Genomic DNA, 19,957 nt, shown 5'->3' with positions numbered 1-19,957 from the left:
TTTGGTTTCGATGTATGAACGGGTGATCGAGGATTTTCACCTTCTTCACCCAAAACTCAAGGAACGGTATCACCTCACCCAAGAAAGCGCGTTCAGAGGAAAAGGAGTGATGACGGAAATATCCGGCGGTTCGTACTGGATCAGGCTGTTGTTTAAAGCGGGAACGGTCTTCCGCTGTTTTTTTCCCGAAAGAGGGAGGAACATTCCGTTCACGATTGAAAATCACATTCGGCTGACGAAAAATGATACACCGGCAGCCGTTTGGAACAGGACTTTCTTTTTTCGTGATAAACAAAGGTATTTTGATGCTGTCATGATCTATGATGAAAGCCGGGGAGAAATCATCGACTATTTCGGACATCCGCCAATCTTAATTTCAAGCCTGCGGTTTAAGGCGGAAGCTGACGGATCACTGTCGATTACTTCTGTCAGACAATGGCTGCCTTTATTCAGTAAAAAGCTGCCCCTTGCAAAGTGTTTATACGGTATTTCCAGGGTGAATGAATCGTATGACGAAGAAGAAGGCTGTTTTACGATTGATGTTCATGTGAAAAATCCGCTGTTCGGAACGCTGTTTGCCTACAGAGGAACGTTTAACAGGGAGGAGGAGATGGCATGAAATTCCGCCGCTTTTTTGTAAGCGTTCTTTGCTATGCGGTTTTTTTCGCCGGCAAAGCGCCGGACATCCCGCCAGCAGAGGCGCTGCTTTTATTAGCGATGCTATTTTTTGTTCCGGCCGCACTCGATCTTACTCAGCATGAAAACGGAATGTTTCGGCTGATCAGCGCGTGCTTTCCTTATGCGGCTTGTGCGGCTTCGTTATCCCTGTTGTTCCATTCCCCGCTTTTTTCAGCGATTTGGCTATGCTATACGGGGATGATCGCCTTATACGGCGTCCTTCGTCTCTGGGAAAGAGGAGGAAAGGGCCTTGAAGAGGCATCGATTGACAGCGGTCTGCTTTACCTTCCTTTCGGAGGGGGTTGGCTTTTTGCTTATACGCTGAATCTCCAGGTCATGGAATTCAGCCCGCTGATCGTGCTGCTGACAGCGGTGCATTTTCATTATTCTGCATTTCTCATTCCGATTTTTAATGGAATGCTCGGAAGGAAGCTGAAAAAGAAAGGCCTTTTTTATACAGCGGTGACATGGCTCATCATGCTGTCTCCGCTTTTCATTGCGGTCGGCATATCGTTTTCGAAAACCATTGATGTCTTCGCCGTTGCGCTGTATTTGGCGGCCATATACGGCAGCGGCTTTCTCGTCTCGATCGCGGCCTTCAAAAACAGCGCGGCTCGCCGCTTTGTGATCTTTTCGTCTTTTACATTGATGATTACCATTGCTTTTTCACTTATTTACTCTTACGGTGTTTATCGCGGCCGGCCGACTTTTACAATTCAGGAAATGATTTGGATTCACGGGCTTGTCAACGCTTTTGGCGTCATTATTCCAGCGCTGACCGGCTGGCGTCTTGAATCTCCTGAGCCGGACTGTGAAAGGAGGCAAGGCGAAATGATGAGCAACATTTACGGGTCATGGAGAATCGGAGCCGATTTTTTACAACGGCACCGATTACAAAGCGATTCGTCTTACCAAGGTCTTGCCGATGATATGAGCGCATTTCAGAGAAACGGATTTCAGCTTGAGACGGTTTCTCCTCTCATTCTCGATTTCTATGAGCATACTGCCGATTATTCGTTAACAGCGGAGATCGCCTGGCGTCCATGGTTTAAGCCGCTTGCGCACATGTATCAGCTGATTTCAAAAATGACAGGGCAAATTCATTTGGGGACAAAGACCGGGCGGCAAACGATGGAGGGCGAGATTATCGGTGTTGATTCAGCCAAAGACGGCAGGAAGAATGTGCGCGCCTGGGTCAGAACGAACGAGGAAGGCGAGACTGTGTTCGTGGCGCTTTATTCTGCTCATACCCATGATGACATCACATATATGAATATTGCACTGCCATTGCCGTTTTCCAATATGACAGGCATTTTAAAGCCGAAAGCAGAGGACGGCTGCCTGATTTTGACGAGCAGTGACAAACGATCTGACCGGGGTGATGAAGGCATTTTCCTTTCGACCGGAACAGGTACGTTTAAACTGCCGCTTGCCGAACGCTTTATCATCAAAGAGCAGGGACGAAAGAGGCTCTGCGCTCATCACTGCATGTGGCTGTTCGGCATACGGTTTCTCGACATTCAATATCATATTGAAAAAAAGGATTCTGCCGTCAATAGGGCGAAAATAGCAAAAGAAAGCTAGGCAAAAATCGAATCGAACTGGAGGGTATTTATGCTAAAAAACATTTTGCTTGAACAGTTTAAAGCATGCTTTAACGAAACGACTTGGTTTGTTTGTTTTCAAACGGCTTCCGCTGATCTTACGGAAAGCCAGGCAAGGCAAAAAGGGGAAGGTTCGGAAAATTCGATTTTAGAAATTGCCAACCATTTGATTTTTTACAACGAGCGCTATTTAAAGTGGTTTAAAGGAATTCCCGTTCCGGCTTTTGATTATACGATCGATGATACGTTTGTAAACAAAAGCGGACTGGGCTGGGAAGAAAGCCGGCAGGAACTGAATACGATCTATAACGAATGGATCGATGCGCTTTCGGCATGCGAAGAGAAGATGCTGAAGGAGCCGGCCCAGCATGATCCGCATTCCACCTGGGCGGAGATTTTGTCCCTTCTCATTCTTCATAACGCTTACCATCTGGGACAAATCGTCACGATCCGAAAACAGCAGAAATCGTGGGACCCTTCAAAAGGCGTCAACTAACGGTGTTGTCAGGCAAGATGGCGGCTTAAGGCGGTCACCCACCCTAAGCCGCAGTTCATTTTGCCTGGGTCAAGCTTCGATTATTGCTTTCAGGTGATAATAGGCGTCTTTTAGCCAGGGATGGACAACTTTCAGTTTATCTTTTTGTTTCCACAAATACTGAATATAAACAAACGCCCCGTGCTCCAGAGAAATTTCAAGCGCTTCACAAAGCTCCTTGATATAAGGCGGAGTCCCTGTCTGATCCCATTCTATTTTGTCCGCTGAAAACAGGACAAGGTCGAGCTGGGAGGGATTTTTTTTAAGCGTTGTATGGCATTCTATTGCATCTAAAATATCTTGATCCGCCACCTGAAACAGGTCCCGCGCCATCACTTTCGACAGTTTTTGATGGATAATCATCGGAAATATCCGTTCTTCGGGCAGAATATCAATACCGAGCGCCTCAGCAGCCGCAATTCTTTTTTCATTAGGGATGACACCGCTGATGTCATGCATAATACCGGCTATTCCCGCTTTTTGTGCAGGAACATGAAAACGCTTTGCCAATTCTTCCGCCGCTTTTTTCACTCTTATCGAATGTTCGGCTGTTTTTTCGTGGTTATGGCGTCTCAAAAATTCAAGGGCATCTGAACATACATCACCTGTGCAACGAACTTCCATCTCTATTCCTTCAATATTCATCAGAGATTCTCCTTTTTGAGGTTGTTTCATGATAAACAAAACACATTTGTTATCTGATTTTACCTTATCATAACATTGACAAATCCTAAAACATACCATTAAAATATTTTGTTAACCGGAAAATAAAAAGAAGGGACTGTCCATTGACTATGTCTGAACTGACAAAACAGCTGATCTATGATATGTATGTTAAACTCCTGCACCTGAACGAACAAAAAGCGGATACTGATCTCAAGGCATTTTTAAAGCAGGCGGCAGAATCTGATGTTAAACGGCTCCCGGGGAATATGACGACCATCCATGTCATCAGCTGTATCGGTGATGATGAACCGATTAATAATACAGGCATCGCCAAAAAAATGAATTTGTCAAAAGCAAATATTACAAAAATCAGTTCAAAGCTGCTGCAAGAAGGCCTCATTAAACGGTTTCAATTGACGGACAATAAAAAAGAGATCTACTTCAGGCTGACGCCCAGCGGAAAACAAGTGTATGAACTTCATGAAAAGCTCCATCAGCAAAAAGCGGAACAGTTTCAGAGGTTTCTCGATTCGTTTTCAACAGCAGAACAGGGAGCTATTTTGAAATTTCTTCAAGGTCTGACACTTATGACAGAAACAGATAGGAAACAATAATAATATTATGTTAACTTGAATGAGCGATTGACAAGAAACCCCTTCCAGATTATAGTTGAATTAATGAGTTAGTTATTCAGATAACTAAGAGGTGAAGTGAATGGCGAGGCCGAATGTGACTTCAAAAGAAACGTTAATTGAGGCAGCTAAGCGCCGCATTGCCGGACAGGGTCTGGACAAACTGACGTTAAAGGCGGTTGCTGAAGAAGCAAAGGTGACACAGGGAACGGTTTACTATCATTTCCGGACAAAAGAGCAGCTTGTGTTTGAAGTGGTCCGCGACCTTTGCCGCGCGTCGTGGGAACGGTTGAAAGCAAATGATAGACCCGCTGCCGAAAGGATAAAAGACGGATTGTCATCGGCGAAATCAAGAACACGGAAAGATGCGTATTACCATCAACTTTTTTTAGAATTAGCCGTTTTAGGTTTTCGAAATGAAAAGATAAACGAGCAGATTGGAGAACTTCTCGAAGAGGAAAATGCGGTGTTGGCAGAACAGCTTTCCGAGATGTGGAAGCGTTCTCCTGTTGACGGGGTTTCTTTCAGCACGTGGGGCATTCTTTTAAACGCACTAATCGACGGTCTTGCTCTTCAGTCGCTGATGTCTTCGGGATTTTCCTCTGAAAAAGTCTACGGGGAATTAGAGGCGGTTCTGCAGATGCTGACGGAAACCGCCGTAAAACAGCATGGAGGGGAGTAAAGGGAGATGGAGATGTTAACTGAAAAACTCGGTTTGGCTCTTGTTTTTTCGTTCGTTGTCTGGCTTGGCGCCACCGTGTTTTTTATGCTGTTCGGCAGTGCGGTTCTTGCCGAACCCGGCCAAGATTCTTTTATGCTCCGCTTTTTGCTTCTTGAAGCCGGAACTTTTGCCCTACTATATGCCGTGATCCTCGCTTACCGGCGAGTTGACAAATCGAGGTTTGCTGCGGTTAAGTTTGGCATTGTAGGGTCGGCAGTCGGTTTGTTTCTCGACACATTTTCTTTATGGCATCATTCATTGATCTTCCCGGCGCTTTCACAGGGCTAGGTGATTGGATTTGCGGTTTGGATGGTCTTCGCGTATGCCATGTATTTGACGATACCGCTCATACTTGAAAAAAGAAGGTCTGCGGTTTAAATCTTTTATGTAAGATTCGCCCGCTTTATGCTAAAACGGGCGAACGGTCTTTAATCTTGCGGAACCGATTGTTCTGCATTGATGTATCCAGCACCGTAAACATTTGGATCGCGATCTTTCCATAAATCGGTTCCGTCTATTAACAGTTGTTTGATTTCATCAGGTCCTGTCCCTGGGGCTTGCTGAAGAATAAGGGCTGCAATGCCTGCGCAGATCGGCGTGGCCATCGAGGTTCCGGATAATATCATATAATCTGTGCCGACTCTGTTTGCTTTTTGCATCTTATCGAGGAAAGATCCAGGTGAACGAAGCGATGTAATATTTGTGCCCGGTCCCAGCAAGTCCGGTTTAACTTGACCGTAGATCGTCGGCCCTCTGCTTGAATAAGAGGCAACATCATCATCCTCCCGGCTGACTGTATCCCGGTCATCCAAAGCTCCGACTGTAATAATCTTGCTGCTGACGCCAGGGCTGGCAATCGTTTGCGCATCAGGACCGGAATTTCCGGCTGCCGCACATACAACAATGCCTGCGTCCCATGCTGCATGAACAGCTTTAACGACCGGATCTTCTTCCTCATTCTCGTAGCGTAACGCATCTGCCCCCAATGACATTGAAAGAATGTCGATCGGATCATCAGGGTTTTCCTCATTGAATTGAATGCACCAATCGATCCCTTGAATGACAGTTTCCAGCGTGCCGGATCCCATTTTGTCCAATACTTTTACACCGACAAGTTCCGCTTCAGGAGCAGGCCCCCGGTACTGACCCGATGAGGCAGCTCCGTTTCCACAAGCATCGCCGGCGCAGTGTGTGCCATGGCCATTGTCATCATACGGTTCTGTCCTTTGGTTGACAAAGTCTTGAAAAGCCCTGATCCTGCCTTCAAGATCTTTGTGAGGGTATATGCCCGTATCAATGACAGCGATTGTAACACCTTTGCCTGTCAGCGTCTGGTTGTTTCTGATCACCTCTTTGGCACGGCTTGATTCAACCGCTACGTCGAGGAGCGCTTTCACTTTGCGATTTAAATAAATTTTGCGAATGTCACCGCATTGAGATAGAAGTGATTGCAAAGAAGAAGGGGTGACTTCCGCGCTGCAGCAGCTAATGTTGGAAAAGCGATGCTTGATTTTGTTTCTTCTCTTGCTGCCGATCATTTCATTGACTAATTGATAGCCTTTATGGTGGCTGTCTTTTTCAAATTCAATAATGACCGGTATTTTTTTGTTCTTCATTAATATTTTTTCGAAAAATCCGTGTAAAAAGCAAGGCGTCCATTTAAAAGGTTTATAGAGTTTCAGCACGCTTTCTCTCAGCGGCCGGTCCAGTTTATGGGCGTTGGACCTTACCATTTGAACCATATAGGAACCGAACATCCTAGTTCCACCTCATCTCTTATAGTTTATTCTTCCTCTTAATCTATGAATGAAAGGGGGTTCCCGTAAAGTTGGCTGTCCTAAAACGGCGGCAAAAGAGGCCTGTTTCCCATTCGCTTCTGAAAGTGGCAACGGAAGTCCAGGGTTTAAACGAACCAAAATACATGATATTCTAGACATGTCAATATCACCCTCTAGAAAGCGGCCAAAGGAGCTGAATTCATGGCAACAATCGAAGATTTTTTAAAGCTGGATATTCGGATTGGGACAATTTTAAAAGCGGAAGAGTTTCCTGAAGCGAAAGTGCCGGCTATTAAGCTTGAGATCGATTTCGGAGAAGAGATTGGCGTCAAACGTTCGAGCGCTCAAATCACAAAGCGTTATACACCTGAAAAGCTTATAGGCCGGCAGGTGACGGCAGTCGTCAATTTTCCGCCGCGGCGGATTGCCGGGTTTAAATCGGAAGTTCTCGTTCTTGGCGGCGTGCCGGAAAAAGGCGACGTTATTTTGCTGGCGCCTGATCAAGAAGCGCCCAATGGAACGAAGATCAGCTGATACATAAAAGAGAGGCTCCCTCTACCAGAAGGAAGCCTCTTTTTTTATTTCACCTTGAATTTTTTCGTTAAATCTCGCAGATCTTCCGCCATTTGTTCAAGTGTGGCAGAAGACGTACTGATTTCTTCCATTGAAGCCAGCTGTTCTTCCGCTGATGCTGCAATATCTTGTATTCCAGCTGTGTTTTCCCTTGAAACATCGGCGATTTCCTGAACGGCACCGGAGACTTCCTCTGAGCCTTTCGACAATTGTTCGACCGCTGCATTGAGCGTTTGCAGCTTGCCGGCGATCTCATTCGTCATGCCGCTGATTTCGTGAAAGCTCGTTTCTGTTTTCTCGGTAATTTTGAGTCCGGATTGGACTTCATGGTTGACCGATTGAAACATCTTGAGAGAATGTTCGATTTCTTTGACGATTTCCTGAATCAGCGCTTCGATTTCTTTTGCCGATTCCGCTGATTGGGCAGCAAGCTTTCGAACTTCTTCGGCGACGACGGAAAAGCCTCTGCCTGACTCGCCGGCGCGGGCCGCTTCAATCGCAGCGTTCAATGCCAATAGATTCGTTTGATCGGCAATTCCATTAATGACCCTGAGAATTGATGTGATATCTTTCGATTTGCCTTCGAGACCTTTGACGACGCTCTCAGCTTGTTTGACAGATCGATCGATGGAGTTCATCTGGCCGACCGTTTTCTGAACGAGTTCTCCGCCGGTTTCGGCGATTTCTGTCGATTTGATCGATGATTCAGTAATCGATTCCGACACTTCGGTCATTTCGCTCAGATGTTCATTCATTTGGCTGAGCTGCTGCGAGCTGGTTTCGACTTTTTCATTCTGGCTTTCGGCCCCGTTAGAGAACTGTTCGATCGCAGAAGTAATATGTTCTGTCGCTTGGCTCGTCTGTTCCGCGCTTGCTGTCAGCTGCTCTGAAGATGAGGCGACATTCTCAACCGATTCCTGAATGGTGCCGATCAGTGTGCGGAGCGATTCCGCCATATCATTGAAGCTTGTGCCGAGCTGCCCGAATTCGTCATTTGAACGGACTTTAATTTGCTGTGTCAAGTCGCCGCTGCTGATGTTTTTTGCAGATTGAACGAGCTGATTCAATGGTTTGCTGATCGCGCGGACGATAAAGAAAATGAGAATTCCGCCTAGCACCAAAGCCCCTGAAAAGACGATCAGAGCCATATAAAAGACGGGCTTTGTGGCGTTTGTTATCTCATCGGAAAACATTGTCCCGGCAATTTTCCAGCCTGTCAGTTTGTTTGTTGCAAACGCCATTTGCTTTTCTTTTCCTTCAAAAGTATATTTGAATTCACCTTTTTCTTTGCCGTAAACTTGGTCAACCCAACCGCCTTCACCTTCAGTTCCGGCTTTAATCTTCGGATGGGCGATATATTTTTTAGATGCACTTGAGATAAAAGCAAAGCCGTCTTTTCCGACTTTGACATCATTTGTCGCTTTAATCAGCTCATCGATATTCAAGCTGAGCGCCGCGACGCCTGACCCGTCTTCATTCTGCTTGGCGATGGTAATGACCGTGTTGCCGGTAGCGGCAGAGGTGTATGGATCAGTGACGATGATTTCGCCTTTTTTCTCAACCGCTTCTTGGAACCATGGCCTTTCCGCGGGATTATAGCCGTCAGGCATTTTCGTATAAGGATGCTGCACGTAGACACCGTCTGCAGAGCCTGTGAACACGGCTTCTACATCTTTATTTTGTCTGGCGTATTGTTCAAACTGTTGTCTTAACGAAGTCTGGCCTTTATCCTTGTATGTTTTTTCTTTGATCACTTCACTGAAATATGTAATAGCATCCGCTTTTTTTTCGATATTTTGATCGATCGTTTCGTTTAATTGATCCACGCTGTTTCTTGCGCTTCTCATGATTTCATCTTCAATCGAACTTCCCGCCGTATAATAGGAAACACCTGAAAGGATTAAAACAGGGAGTGTTAAAATCAATAAAAATGAGACCGCTAATCTTTTGGAAAGAGATGGATGCTTGATCCAATTTACTATTTTTTTCATTCGCCAAAACTCCTTTTTATAGGCTTACGAGATTAATATCGGACAATTTTCACACTTTTGCATCAAATTTTAAAATTTAGACTTCAAAATAAAATGCTCAACTAAGGCGAAGGCAACAGTTTTCGGGATTGGCTGAAAAAAGGGCTGCATAACTGTTGACAAAGTTTACCTTCGTTTATATACTAATCGGTAAATACAGTGAAAGGAATAGGTATAGGGGACATGAAGCAGTAATCTTATTTTCCATCGTTTTTTTTAATATGAAAAAACGGAAACTTGGAGAATAGGATGAGTATGCCCTTTTATACCTTGCATCAATTTCTGAAATTTGCATGTTTTTTGTCGTGCAAAGAAATGGGATCGGTTCATACCGCTTTCACGGTGCATATTTTGGCATGATATCCTCTCCGGGTTTCCGCGAGAGGTTTTTTGTTGTCAGCCAAAATAAAAACAGAGGTGAACGGTATGACGATCTTAATGAAAATAAGAGGTTTGCAAAAAAGCTTTGGAGAGCAAACGATTTTAAAAAACATCGATTTTGACATTTCCAATCAAGAGCGGATTGGGTTGGTCGGATACAATGGAGCGGGGAAAACAACGCTCGCAAATATATTGAGCGGTCATATAAAAGCTGACAAAGGCACTGTTCAAACAGACCGGACGCTTAAAATCGGCTATCTGCTCCAGTCGATTGAGTACTCCATTCATGACTTCAACAGCATATTAACAGACGATGAGGGCGGGAAATTATATCAGTTGACCAGCCGTCTTGGCTTATCAAAGGTCCAAAGCTGGAATTCCGAGCGGCTCAGTCATTTGAGCGGGGGAGAAAAACTAAAGCTTGCGCTTGCGCACGTCTGGAAAACGATGCCTGACCTCCTCATCTTAGATGAGCCCACCAATCACTTGGATTTAAAAGGAATCAGCTGGCTCCTTGAAGAACTGCAACAATATCGAGGGGCTGTATTGATTATTTCTCATGACCGTTATTTCTTGGATCAATCCGTTTCCAAAATACTTGAGCTGGAAGATGGGAAGTTGCACACTTATCAAGGAAACTATAGTGCATACCGGCAGGAGAAAAAACGGTTATATGAAGAACGTCTGCACCAATATGAAGTCCAGCAAAAGCAAAAAGAAAGAATCGAGTCACAGATTGCAACGCTCCAAAATTGGTCGCAGAAAGCCCACCGTGACTCAACAAAACAGGGATCACGGTCAGAACGAAGGCAGCTGGGGTTTAAAGAATACCACCGGGTAAAAGCCAAAAAGCTCGATAACCAAGTCAAATCAAAGCTTAAACGCCTTGAACAGGAACTTGAAAAAAACAAAGCGGAAAAGCCACAAGAAGCAGAATCTGTCAATTTTCAATTTTCATCGGGAGAAAAAAGGGGCAAACGGATTATCGAAGCGAAAGGCCTGACAAAAGCGTTTGACGGACGCACCTTATTCAAAGACAGCCATTTTTATGTCAAACATGGCGAGAGAATAGGGCTTATCGGAGACAATGGCTGCGGCAAAACGACCCTTGTGAAGATGATGTTGGATGCTGAACCTGCAACAGCCGGAACGCTATGGAAGAGCCGATCTGTAAAGGCCGCATATTTAAGCCAGGATGTCAGTGATTTAAGCGTTGATCAAACAGTAGCTGAAGTACTGAATTTGTCTGACAGAGCCGAAATCGCTAATGCGCGGACCATTTTGGCCAATATGGGAATCAAAGAAAACCGCTTTCATGATGAAATCGGGACATTCAGCCTCGGGGAGCGGACCCGGATTAAACTGGCAGGTATGATTTTAAAGGATTATGATCTGCTGATTCTGGATGAACCGACCAACCACCTTGATTTGCCAAGCAGAGAGCAGCTTGAACAGACATTGCTTGAGTTTCAAGGCACGATCATCATTGTGTCGCATGACCTGTATTTTACAGATCAATTGTGTAACAAACTTCTCGTATTTGAAAATGGGCGCATCATACGCGTCGAAACCGGATTGAAAGATTATCGGAACAGAAAGAAACAGCGACATGCAAAACGCGATGAAGAGGAACGGCTTCGCATCGAAAATCGGATGACCGCCGTTCTCGGAGAATTAGCCGGACTCACACCCCAAGACCCGAGATATCATGAATTGGATCAGGAATTTTCAGAGCTGGCCAAACGCAAACGGGCGTTTTTAGAAAAAGAATAAATAGACAGAACCATTTGTGTTTTTTAACACAGATGGTTCTTTTTTGTATGACGTGGTTTAAATTACCACCCATTAGAGATGGCACCCAAGGTAATAATAGGATAAAAATGATGGTCTTACTACAGCAATAAAAAAGGGTGATCAACATGTGGAAAACGATTGTTTCCTATTTTCCGGACTGGATGGTCCTGATGCAGGCTTTTTTTGTTTTTTTCGTCCCGTTTGCCATATCAAAAGTATTTCTGTGGCTTCGTACGGCAGGGGATGATTGATATGAGATGGTGGAAAGCAAAAACGCGCAGATTGATACAATCGTCCAACAAGCCGGAAAAACCTAAAAATGAAGTGCCGGCTTTGGAATCAACGGGGTATTTGACCGGCGATTTTGATCACGACCTGCAAGCGGTCAAAACAGCCTTGGAGAATAACTCAGACGTTCATTTCCGAGAATTCAACTTAGGGCGCACCGGCATTCGGGCGGCGATTGTTTTTGTTGAAATGCTTGCAGATCAAGACCTGATTGACAAACATATTATGAAATCCCTTATGGATGATTTCTCCAAAGAATATAACATTGAGCTTTCTTCATTAAGCAGCAATATACCGGACTTAATCCAAAAGCAGATTTTATCAATCAGCGGAGTATCAGTGGCAAAGCATGTCAGCGAAGTGGTGCCGGAAGTGTTGATGGGTACGGCCATACTGCTGATCGACGGTTCAGCGGAAGTTTTATTGCTGGGAACCGTTAAAAAAAATACAAGGAACATTGAAGAGCCCGTATCTGAATCCTTGGTCAGAGGGGCGCGCATCGGCTTTACGGAAACAATTGGCACAAATACAGCCCTTTTGAGGCAGCACGGCAAAAATCAAAATTTGTCTATGGTTCAATTTCAAGTTGGGAAGCGAGCTGTCAAAAATCTTGTCGTCGCCTATATTAAAGACGTGGCTGAACCAGGACTGGTGGAAGAAGTCAAAAAAAGAATCGAAAAGATTGATATCGATGATGTGCTCGAATCAGGTTTTGTCGAGCAGCTGATCGAAGACAATTATCTCAGTCCATTTCCGCAGGTGCAAAGCACTGAACGTCTTGACAGGGTGATGAGTGCGTTAATGGAGGGCAGAGTGGCCATCTTATTAGACGGGACGCCTTTTGTTTTAATCGTTCCGGTTACATTCAGTATGCTTCTGCAATCGCCGGAGGATTATTATGAACGCTGGCTCCCGAGTTCACTGATCCGCATCATGCGAATTGGCGCAGCGATGATCTCGCTTCTTGGACCCGCTTTATATATTTCCTTTATTTCGTTTCATCCCGGGCTGATTCCGAGTGAACTTGCGATTTCCATTACCGGAACGAGGGTGGGTGTACCTTTTCCATCGCTGATCGAAGCGCTCATTATGGAAGTGGCGATCGAAATTTTGCGCGAAGCCGGCCTCCGGCTGCCAAAACCAATCGGTCCGGCGATGGGAATCGTCGGCGGTATCATCATCGGGGAGGCTGCCGTACAGGCAGGCATTGTCAGCCCGATTATGGTCATCGTTGTCGCCGTTACCGCGATTTCTTCATTTGCCATTCCGCAATACAGCGCCGGTATTTCGCTACGCATGCTGAGATTTGTGGCGATGTTTTGTGCAGCCACGTTCGGTTTGTACGGGGTGATTTTGTTTTTCCTCATGCTTGCCAGCCACGCGGTGAAGCTGAAAAGCTTTGGTGTTCCATACGCAAGCCCGGCTGTCCCTTATCGATTGCGCGATTGGAAAGATTTCATCGTTCGCATGCCGATACAGATGATGAAAAAGCGGCCGAAAATGCTAAAAACAGACGATTCGACACGTCAGTAGCAGAGAAAGGAGGGAGACACTTATGATGGTCAGGCACGAAGAGCGCATTACCACTTCGCAAACAGCTGTTATCATCACCAATTTCCTGCTTGGGACAGGGATCCTGACGCTCCCGCGAACGTCTGTTGACGAGGTCGGAACCCCTGATGTTTGGATCACGCTTATATTAGGCGGCTTAGTCGCTCTCTTGGCCGCGGTCATCATGGTAAAGCTCAACCATCAATATCCTGATAAAACCTTTTATGAATACAGTCAGGACATCATCGGCAAATGGATCGGCAGCCTGATCAGCTTGTTTTTCGTATCTTATCTATTGGCCCATTCCGGTTTTCAGGTCCGCTCGATGCTTGAAATCATCCGCTTTTTTTTACTGGAAGGAACCCCCCGCTGGGCCATTGTCATGATTTTTTTATGGGTGGGATTATACTTGATCGTTGGCGGTTTAAGTTCGATCGCCCGATTGTTCCAAATCGTGCTCCCCATTACATTTATTCTTTTTCTGCTGGTCGTGTTTATGGGTATCGGAATTTTTGATGTGGACAACTTGCGTCCTGTACTTGGCAAGGGAATAGGGCCTGTCTTAAAAGGAATAAAGGTGACCGCATTGTCTTTTTCAGGTATTGAAATCATTTTGATCCTGATGCCCTTCATGTATCAGCCTCGCAAGGCCATTCATACGGTTGTGATCGGGATCGCCATCCCTTTGCTTTTCTATATGATCACCGTCGTTATGGTAATCGGCGCCCTGTCTATAGACGGGGTGGTATCACGAACCTGGCCGACGATTGATTTGATGAGAAGCTTTGAAATACCCGGTCTGATATTTGAACGGTTTGAGTCTTTGCTGCTGGTCATCTGGATCATGCAGCTGTTCTCCACCTTTGTCATTTCTTTTTATGGTGCAGCATTAGGCCTGGCCCAGCTCTTTAAAACAAATATTCGGCCGATGCTGTTTGCTTTACTTCCGGTGATTTATCTCATGGCCATGATCCCGAAAAATATCAACAACATGTTTGCATTCGGAGATTTTATTGGAAACAGCGGCGTTTATTTAGGCGGCATGACACCGCTCGTCCTGCTGGTGATTTCAAAAATAAAAAGGAGGAAACAAGGAACTGACAGAGGCTGATGATTGAAAAAGGAAAGGGGGGATTTCTCCATGATGGTGAGTCAGCAAGACAAAATTACCGTTTCGCAAACCGTCATCGTCATCACGAATTTTCTGCTGGGAACTGGTATCTTGACACTGCCGCGGACATCTGTGGAAGCGGTTAAGACGCCGGATGTCTGGCTGTCTGTTGCATTTGGAGGATTGATTGCTCTATTGGCAGGTTTCATCATGGTGAAATTAAGCATGGAGTACCCCGAAAAAACGTTATATCAATACAGCCGCGATATTATTGGCAAGTGGCCGGGAGGGCTTTTCAGCCTGCTTTTGATTTGCTATTTTCTCGCAACGTCGAGTTTCCAAGTCCGTTCTGTTACAGAGGTTATGGGATTTTACTTACTGGAAGACACGCCGCTTTGGGCGATGGCGATGGTTTTTTTATGGAGCGGGATCTATTTAATAATCGGCGGTATCAATCCGATTGCCCGACTTTATGAAATCATTTTTCCGATTACAGTTCTCATTTTTCTTGTCGTCATATTTATGAGTGCAAGCATATTCGAGACCGACAATTTGCGTCCGGTTCTCGGGAAAGGGATCGTGCCGGTGATGCAAGGAGTCAAGACAACGTCTTTTGCTTATACAGGCATAGAAGTTCTGCTGATCATCGTTCCTTTTATGAGAAAGCCCGAGCAAGCGTTAAAAGCTACTTTAATGGGCATTTCTTTCCCGATTATCTTTTATATGATCACCGTTATTATGGTCATCGGTGCACTGTCGGTCGATGGAGTGACATCACGGACCTGGCCGACGATTGATTTAATGAGAAGCTTTGAAATGCCGGGGCTGATTTTTGAACGGTTTGAGTCCATGCTGCTGGTCATCTGGATCATGCAAATATTCTCCAATTTTACGATTAGCTATTTTGCTGCTGCTATAGGTCTGTCACAACTCTTGAAGAGGAGGATGGAACCGATATTATTCGGCTTGCTTCCGGTCATTTATCTCATTGCGATGACGCCTAAAAATATCGACCAGCTCTTTCAAATGGGAGATCTGATCGGCAACAGCGCCATCTTTTTAGTCGGGCTCATCCCGCTCATGCTTTTGGTGATATCGAAAGTAAGGAGGAGAAAGTTTGAAGAAAATTAACACCATTCGCTACTTAACGATTGCTTTACTTTTGTTTTTATTAACCGGATGCTGGAGCAGCCATGAAATTGAAGAGCTGGGTCTTACATTTGCGATGGGGATTGACAAAGGCAAAGAAACCGAACTCGAAAAAAAATTTGACGAAATGGGAGGTAATTACCCGAAAAAAGATCGGATCACGATGATCTATCAATACGTGAACGAACAGGCGGCCGGTTCAAAATCGACCGGAGGAAGCACTGATCAAAAATCGTATATTAACGTTTATGGAACGGGGGACTCGCTTCAGCAAATTAACTCTGAAGTAGCATTGAGACAGGACAGGCCTGTATTCAGTCCTCATTTAAAGGTGATTGTCATCGCCGCTGAGCTTCTCCGCACCTATTCGCTGGCAGAACTGCTTGATCAGCCTCTCCGCGATAATGAAATCAGGCCGAGCAGTATGGTGATCGTCACAAGAGGGCGGGCGAGAGACACGCTTGAGCTGAAGGAAACCGGTGAAATGCCGGCGTTTCGACTGCGCAAAATCGTCGAAAATGAATATAAAGCGAAAAAAATTCTTCCTCCTGTGACACTTGCCAAACTGACAGGCAAAATGAGGTCAGGAACGAGCTATCTGCTTCAAAATGTTATTGGTACCGATGGGGAAGTCAAATATGCAGGAGCAGCCGCGATCAACGGAAAAACCAATAAGCTGATCGGTTATTTGGATGAACATGACTTAGAAGGGGTAATGTGGATCACCGGAATGGGAATTGGAGGCACGGTTAAAAGTTATGACCCGGAAGAAAAAAAAGTGACCGCATTTGGTGTCGAAACGATTAAAAGCGACATCAAGCCTATCGTCAAAGGAAACCGTCTTTCTTTTGAAGTGAACGTAAAGTCAGATGGTTATCTTGCGGAAAACTGGAGCACGAATGAAAAAGCTTTTGATAACAAATTTTTAGAAAAGGTCGAAAAAACAACCGAGAAAACGGTGAAAAAAACGATGGAGGACATTACAAAAAAAATGAAAACCGAATACAAAGCAGATCTTGCCGGATTCGGGAACGAGCTGAGGATCAAGCATCCGAGGCTTTGGGAAAAACTAAAGAAAAATTGGGATGAGACCTTTACCGATATACCGATTACATTTCATGTGCAAATCACGATTAAAGAATACGGTACCGTTGGGGATCAGTAACAGAAGCACTTCTAATCACGAAAGGCGGAGAAATACGCAATGATCCGTTCCGAAGATAAAATTACGACTTCTCAGGCCATTATTGTCTTAGTCAGTTATATTATGGCTGCCGGGATTCTCACCTTGCCAAGAACCGCTGCAGAAGAAGCCGGTACGCCGGATGTATGGATTTCCGTCCTATTAGGCGGAATTATCACAATGGCAGCCGGAGTGGTGATGACAAAATTAAGCCAGGATTATCCCGGGCAAACATTTTTTCAATATGGGGAAAACATTGTCGGAAAGTGGCTCAGTATTGTGATCAGCCTACTGTTTATTGAGCATTTTGTGATGATTGCGGCTTTTGAAGCAAGAATTATGGCAGAAGTCATCACCTTTTTTTTGCTGCAGCAAACACCGATTTGGGCGATCGTCATGTCGATGATGTGGGTCGGATTTTATTCGATAAAAGACGGTATGGGATCGCTTGCCCGTTTATTTGAAATCATTTTTCCGATTACAATCCTTTTCTTTTTAACCGTCGTATTTATGAGTTTTGGCATATTCGAACTGGATAACCTGCGGCCAGTCCTCGGGGAAGGCATCATGCCGGCATTAAAGGGGACAAAAGCGACAATGCTTTCATTTATCAGCGCAGAAGTAATGATGTTTCTTTTGGCGTTTATGAAAAAGCCGAAAGATGGTGTCAAAGTCGTTGTCATGGGAATCGGCATTGCGATACTCTTTTACTTAACGACGGTCGTATTCGTGATCGGAGGGCTGTCAGTCGACGGGGTAACCGCGTTGACATGGCCGACGCTTGATCTCATCCGCAGTTTTGAAATGCCCGGCTTAATATTTGAACGTTTTGAATCGCTGCTCCTTGTCATCTGGATTATGCAGTTGTTTGCGACTTTTTCCGTCTCATTTTACGCCGCATCGCTGGGGCTGTCGCAAATTTTCAAAAAAAAGAGCAGACCGATTATGTTCGGTCTGCTTCCGGTGATGTATGTTATCGCGATGACGCCCAAAAACCTCGATGGCGTTTTTTCTCTCGGCAACATGATCAGCTACATTGCGGTGGTTTTATTCGGCATTGTGCCGGTTCCGCTTTTATTGATTTCGAAAATGAGGAAAAAGAAACCTTTGCAAAGCTAGATGTTCAGCCCGCTTTGTTCACTTGCTTCTTAGCTCTCGGTTTCACCCTGTCATTCGGCATGAAAAACACGAGCAAAAAGGCGGCCGCTGCGGGGAAAATTGCCCAAGTAAACGTATGAACAATCGAATGTGACAGCGCCTCGGTGATGTGATTTAAAATATCCGGTGGCATTGATGCCCGGGCACTAGACAAAATCTGGTTGGCATCATTCGGTGAGGCGAGATTTGAAGCGCCTGTGCTTTTAAACATATCTTCCATCTGTTCTGAAAATTGGTTTTTTTGAATCATGCCGAACATACTGGCGCCGATCGTCATGCCGAGAGAGCGCATAAAGTTGCTCGTAGAAGTCGCTGAGCCGCGCTGTTCCGGGCCGAAATGATGGATAGCCGCCATGCTTAATACAGAGAAAGAAAAACCGACTCCCAAGCCGACAACAATCATATAAATGGTTAATAATAAACGCGGAGTGTCAATGTTAAGCGTGCTTAATAAAGAAAACCCGCTGACGAGAACCAGTCCGGAGATGAGCATAATGTTCCGGTAGCTCATTTTTGTCGTTAAGAATCCGCCAAGCTGGGCTGATACGACAGAGCCGAGCATCATCGGCAAAAGAACAAGCCCGGAGTTTGTCGCAGAATCTCCGTAAACACCCTGAACAAAGATCGGAATCTGGATGGTAGCTGAAATAAATGTCCCGCCGTAAAATAAAGCGACAAGCGTGCTGCCGGCAAACAGCCGGTTTTTAAACATATGAAACGAAATGATCGGTTCACTGGCCTTACGTTCGATCATGAGGAAGCAAACCAATAAGACGGCTGCACTTCCGAAAAGTGTAAGGATGACATTCGAATCCCAGGCGTATTTCTCGCCGCCGAGCTCCAACGCAAACATGAGGCAGACGACCGCTCCTACGAGCGTGATCGCCCCTAGCCAATCAATGCGATGCTTTTCATGCTGTTTCGTTTCTTTGTAAAATAGAAGAATGAAAACAAAAGAAACCATACCGAGCGGCAGATTCATATAAAAAATCCAGTGCCAGCTGATGTAGTCAGTGACATAGGCGCCGATGAGCGGTCCGAAAATGCTCGAAAGGCCAAAAACAGCGCCGAAAAGTCCAGTGATCTTACCGCGTTTTTCCAGCGGGAAAATATCAAAAATGATGGTAAAAGCAATCGGAATGAGCGCGCCTCCGCCAATTCCTTGGATCGCGCGGTAAATGCTGAGCTGCTCAATGGTTGTAGCCGTTCCGCACAATGCTGATCCCGCCATGAACACGATGCTGCCAAAAAGAAAAAAACGTTTTCTTCCATACATATCCGACAGCTTGCCGAATATCGGCATGCCGGCCATTTCAGCGACCATAAAGGCAGATACAACCCAGACAAAGCTGTCGAGTCCGCCAAGATCGCCGACAATTGTTCCCATTGCCGTGACAACGATGGTATTGTCCATCGAAGCCATCAAAATAGCAAGCAAAAGCCCTGCTACAACAAATCCTAATTTTTGATTTTGAGTTTGTGACAAATCAATCTATTCTCCTTTAAATAAATTCGTTCTAAAGCAGCGTTTGGCATGGACGCTTCATCCTGTTATGATCATTTATATCAGGAAATAAATATCTTAGCTGCTAAGACATAATGATTTTATAGAAGGGTGTTACCGATGTCAAGAACAAATCATATTGAAGGAGAAGGGCTGCTCAACGAGCTGATACAGCAGTTGAGATTTCACAGCACCGCAACCATTTTTCTGCACGAGGCGATCGGCGAGAAAATCGGACTGAACGCCACGGATCATAAATGCCTTGAGATTATCGCGCGGGAAGGGAAAGTAACAGCGGGGGAGCTTGCCGCAAAAAGCGGGCTGACAACGGGAGCGATCACAGGCGTGATCGACCGCCTTGAGAAAACGGGCTATGTCAGACGCATCAGGGATTCGTCCGACAGAAGGCGTCTTTTAGTCGAGCTGATCCCGGAAAACATGGAGAAGATCTCTCATATCTTTCAAGACTTGGCGCAAGAATCTGCCGGATTTTTAAGCCGATATTCAGAGGGGGAACTGCAAACCATTATCAAATTTTTGAAAAACAGCACGGCGTTCGCCGCTGATTATGCCAAAACTTTAAAGAAGACAAAGTGACAAAAGACCGGTTTTGTTTCAACC

19 protein-coding genes and 1 pseudogene are annotated in these 19,957 nt (G+C 45.3%); 15 read left to right on the top strand and 5 right to left on the bottom strand.

The window, feature by feature from the left end:
- Position 1: 1 nt before the first annotated feature.
- From M1D67_RS11470 to M1D67_RS11460, 3 genes are read left to right on the top strand one after another with little or no spacing between them, the layout of a single operon-like run.
- Positions 2-619, top strand: a complete 618-nt coding sequence (locus M1D67_RS11470; protein WP_479831310.1) for a DUF4166 domain-containing protein — start codon at positions 2-4, stop codon at positions 617-619.
- A complete protein-coding gene (locus M1D67_RS11465; protein WP_479831309.1) occupies positions 616-2,262 on the top strand; it encodes a YndJ family protein in 1,647 nt (548 codons plus the stop codon). Before M1D67_RS11470 ends, M1D67_RS11465 begins: the two co-directional genes overlap by 4 nt.
- 30 nt (positions 2,263-2,292) lie before the next feature.
- Positions 2,293-2,778 carry a DinB family protein gene (locus M1D67_RS11460; protein WP_020451748.1) on the top strand — a complete coding sequence of 162 codons (486 nt, stop codon included), beginning with the start codon at positions 2,293-2,295 and terminating at the stop codon, positions 2,776-2,778.
- A 69-nt stretch (positions 2,779-2,847) separates the two neighbouring features.
- On the opposite strand, the gene yqeK is transcribed toward M1D67_RS11460, so the two are convergent.
- Positions 2,848-3,462, bottom strand: coding sequence for a bis(5'-nucleosyl)-tetraphosphatase (symmetrical) YqeK (yqeK, locus tag M1D67_RS11455; protein WP_023855716.1), 615 nt, complete (start codon positions 3,460-3,462; stop codon positions 2,848-2,850).
- 149 nt (positions 3,463-3,611) lie between these two features.
- On the opposite strand from yqeK, the gene M1D67_RS11450 reads away from it, so the two are divergent.
- From M1D67_RS11450 to M1D67_RS11440, 3 genes are all read left to right on the top strand, one after another.
- Complete coding sequence (locus tag M1D67_RS11450; protein WP_041817221.1) at positions 3,612-4,097, top strand: MarR family transcriptional regulator; 486 nt, start codon at positions 3,612-3,614, stop codon at positions 4,095-4,097.
- 100 nt (positions 4,098-4,197) lie between these two features.
- Positions 4,198-4,797 carry a TetR/AcrR family transcriptional regulator gene (locus M1D67_RS11445; RefSeq protein WP_479831308.1) on the top strand — a complete coding sequence of 200 codons (600 nt, stop codon included), beginning with the start codon at positions 4,198-4,200 and terminating at the stop codon, positions 4,795-4,797.
- Positions 4,798-4,803: 6 nt separating this feature from the next.
- Entirely contained in the window at positions 4,804-5,124 is a 321-nt protein-coding gene (locus tag M1D67_RS11440) for a hypothetical protein (RefSeq protein ID WP_479831307.1), read from the top strand.
- 140 nt (positions 5,125-5,264) lie between these two features.
- Here the strand turns inward: M1D67_RS11440 and M1D67_RS11435 are convergent, their stop codons facing one another.
- Positions 5,265-6,593 carry a S8 family peptidase gene (locus M1D67_RS11435; protein WP_023855720.1) on the bottom strand — a complete coding sequence of 443 codons (1,329 nt, stop codon included), beginning with the start codon at positions 6,591-6,593 and terminating at the stop codon, positions 5,265-5,267.
- Between the two features lie 222 nt (positions 6,594-6,815).
- Here M1D67_RS11435 and csaA point away from each other — a divergent pair, with 222 nt between their 5' ends.
- Positions 6,816-7,148 carry a chaperone CsaA gene (gene csaA / locus M1D67_RS11430; protein WP_023855721.1) on the top strand — a complete coding sequence of 111 codons (333 nt, stop codon included), beginning with the start codon at positions 6,816-6,818 and terminating at the stop codon, positions 7,146-7,148.
- A 44-nt stretch (positions 7,149-7,192) separates the two neighbouring features.
- Here the strand turns inward: csaA and M1D67_RS11425 are convergent, their stop codons facing one another.
- Together M1D67_RS11425 and M1D67_RS11420 are read right to left on the bottom strand one after the other, a co-directional pair.
- Positions 7,193-8,143, bottom strand: coding sequence for a methyl-accepting chemotaxis protein (locus M1D67_RS11425; protein WP_411202562.1), 951 nt, complete (start codon positions 8,141-8,143; stop codon positions 7,193-7,195).
- A gap of 42 nt (positions 8,144-8,185) precedes the next feature.
- A pseudogene (locus M1D67_RS11420) lies at positions 8,186-9,034 on the bottom strand (cache domain-containing protein); the annotation flags it as partial.
- A gap of 609 nt (positions 9,035-9,643) precedes the next feature.
- Between M1D67_RS11420 and abc-f the strand changes: the two are divergent.
- The 7 genes from abc-f to M1D67_RS11385 all read left to right on the top strand — a co-directional run bounded on the left by abc-f (position 9,644) and on the right by M1D67_RS11385 (position 17,793).
- Positions 9,644-11,371 (top strand): ribosomal protection-like ABC-F family protein, encoded by a 1,728-nt coding sequence (abc-f, locus tag M1D67_RS11415; protein WP_479831847.1) that lies wholly within the window; start codon positions 9,644-9,646, stop codon positions 11,369-11,371.
- A 146-nt stretch (positions 11,372-11,517) separates the two neighbouring features.
- A complete protein-coding gene (locus M1D67_RS11410; protein WP_023855724.1) occupies positions 11,518-11,643 on the top strand; it encodes a hypothetical protein in 126 nt (41 codons plus the stop codon).
- 1 nt (position 11,644) lies between these two features.
- Positions 11,645-13,213: a spore germination protein gene (locus M1D67_RS11405; RefSeq protein ID WP_479831306.1), complete on the top strand. Its 1,569-nt coding sequence runs from the start codon at positions 11,645-11,647 to the stop codon at positions 13,211-13,213.
- A 22-nt stretch (positions 13,214-13,235) separates the two neighbouring features.
- Positions 13,236-14,342, top strand: a complete 1,107-nt coding sequence (locus tag M1D67_RS11400) for a spore germination protein (protein WP_095292022.1) — start codon at positions 13,236-13,238, stop codon at positions 14,340-14,342.
- Between the two features lie 30 nt (positions 14,343-14,372).
- Complete coding sequence (locus tag M1D67_RS11395) at positions 14,373-15,473, top strand: spore germination protein (RefSeq protein WP_128823590.1); 1,101 nt, start codon at positions 14,373-14,375, stop codon at positions 15,471-15,473.
- Positions 15,460-16,656, top strand: coding sequence for a Ger(x)C family spore germination protein (locus M1D67_RS11390; RefSeq protein ID WP_128823660.1), 1,197 nt, complete (start codon positions 15,460-15,462; stop codon positions 16,654-16,656). Before M1D67_RS11395 ends, M1D67_RS11390 begins: the two co-directional genes overlap by 14 nt.
- A gap of 39 nt (positions 16,657-16,695) precedes the next feature.
- A complete protein-coding gene (locus M1D67_RS11385; protein ID WP_411202520.1) occupies positions 16,696-17,793 on the top strand; it encodes a spore germination protein in 1,098 nt (365 codons plus the stop codon).
- A 4-nt stretch (positions 17,794-17,797) separates the two neighbouring features.
- On the opposite strand, the gene M1D67_RS11380 is transcribed toward M1D67_RS11385, so the two are convergent.
- On the bottom strand, positions 17,798-19,255 hold the full coding sequence (locus tag M1D67_RS11380; RefSeq protein WP_051303789.1) for an MDR family MFS transporter: 1,458 nt from the start codon (positions 19,253-19,255) through the stop codon (positions 17,798-17,800).
- Between the two features lie 201 nt (positions 19,256-19,456).
- Between M1D67_RS11380 and M1D67_RS11375 the strand changes: the two genes are divergently transcribed.
- The gene (locus tag M1D67_RS11375) at positions 19,457-19,933 is read left to right on the top strand and encodes a MarR family winged helix-turn-helix transcriptional regulator (protein ID WP_023855731.1); all 477 of its coding nucleotides are present in this window, start codon (positions 19,457-19,459) and stop codon (positions 19,931-19,933) included.
- Positions 19,934-19,957 lie beyond the last annotated feature (24 nt).

Source organism: Bacillus sp. PK6-025 (assembly GCF_056530265.1).
Note: the sequence above shows the minus strand (reverse complement) of the source record. Positions and strands in the feature narration are given on the sequence as shown.

What these genes read in the sequence shown, in the direction of transcription:
- M1D67_RS11465 (WP_479831309.1), top strand. Translation starts at nt 616, where the DNA reads ATGAAATTCCGCCGCTTTTTTGTAAGCGTTCTTTGCTATGCGGTTTTT.
- M1D67_RS11460 (WP_020451748.1), top strand. Translation starts at nt 2,293, where the DNA reads ATGCTAAAAAACATTTTGCTTGAACAGTTTAAAGCATGCTTTAACGAA.
- yqeK (WP_023855716.1), bottom strand. Translation starts at nt 3,462, where the DNA reads ATGAATATTGAAGGAATAGAGATGGAAGTTCGTTGCACAGGTGATGTA.
- M1D67_RS11450 (WP_041817221.1), top strand. Translation starts at nt 3,612, where the DNA reads ATGTCTGAACTGACAAAACAGCTGATCTATGATATGTATGTTAAACTC.
- M1D67_RS11445 (WP_479831308.1), top strand. Translation starts at nt 4,198, where the DNA reads ATGGCGAGGCCGAATGTGACTTCAAAAGAAACGTTAATTGAGGCAGCT.
- M1D67_RS11440 (WP_479831307.1), top strand. Translation starts at nt 4,804, where the DNA reads ATGGAGATGTTAACTGAAAAACTCGGTTTGGCTCTTGTTTTTTCGTTC.
- M1D67_RS11435 (WP_023855720.1), bottom strand. Translation starts at nt 6,593, where the DNA reads ATGTTCGGTTCCTATATGGTTCAAATGGTAAGGTCCAACGCCCATAAA.
- csaA (WP_023855721.1), top strand. Translation starts at nt 6,816, where the DNA reads ATGGCAACAATCGAAGATTTTTTAAAGCTGGATATTCGGATTGGGACA.
- M1D67_RS11425 (WP_411202562.1), bottom strand. Translation starts at nt 8,143, where the DNA reads ATGGCGGAATCGCTCCGCACACTGATCGGCACCATTCAGGAATCGGTT.
- abc-f (WP_479831847.1), top strand. Translation starts at nt 9,644, where the DNA reads ATGACGATCTTAATGAAAATAAGAGGTTTGCAAAAAAGCTTTGGAGAG.
- M1D67_RS11410 (WP_023855724.1), top strand. Translation starts at nt 11,518, where the DNA reads ATGTGGAAAACGATTGTTTCCTATTTTCCGGACTGGATGGTCCTGATG.
- M1D67_RS11405 (WP_479831306.1), top strand. Translation starts at nt 11,645, where the DNA reads ATGAGATGGTGGAAAGCAAAAACGCGCAGATTGATACAATCGTCCAAC.
- M1D67_RS11400 (WP_095292022.1), top strand. Translation starts at nt 13,236, where the DNA reads ATGATGGTCAGGCACGAAGAGCGCATTACCACTTCGCAAACAGCTGTT.
- M1D67_RS11395 (WP_128823590.1), top strand. Translation starts at nt 14,373, where the DNA reads ATGATGGTGAGTCAGCAAGACAAAATTACCGTTTCGCAAACCGTCATC.
- M1D67_RS11385 (WP_411202520.1), top strand. Translation starts at nt 16,696, where the DNA reads ATGATCCGTTCCGAAGATAAAATTACGACTTCTCAGGCCATTATTGTC.
- M1D67_RS11380 (WP_051303789.1), bottom strand. Translation starts at nt 19,255, where the DNA reads ATGGCTTCGATGGACAATACCATCGTTGTCACGGCAATGGGAACAATT.
- M1D67_RS11375 (WP_023855731.1), top strand. Translation starts at nt 19,457, where the DNA reads ATGTCAAGAACAAATCATATTGAAGGAGAAGGGCTGCTCAACGAGCTG.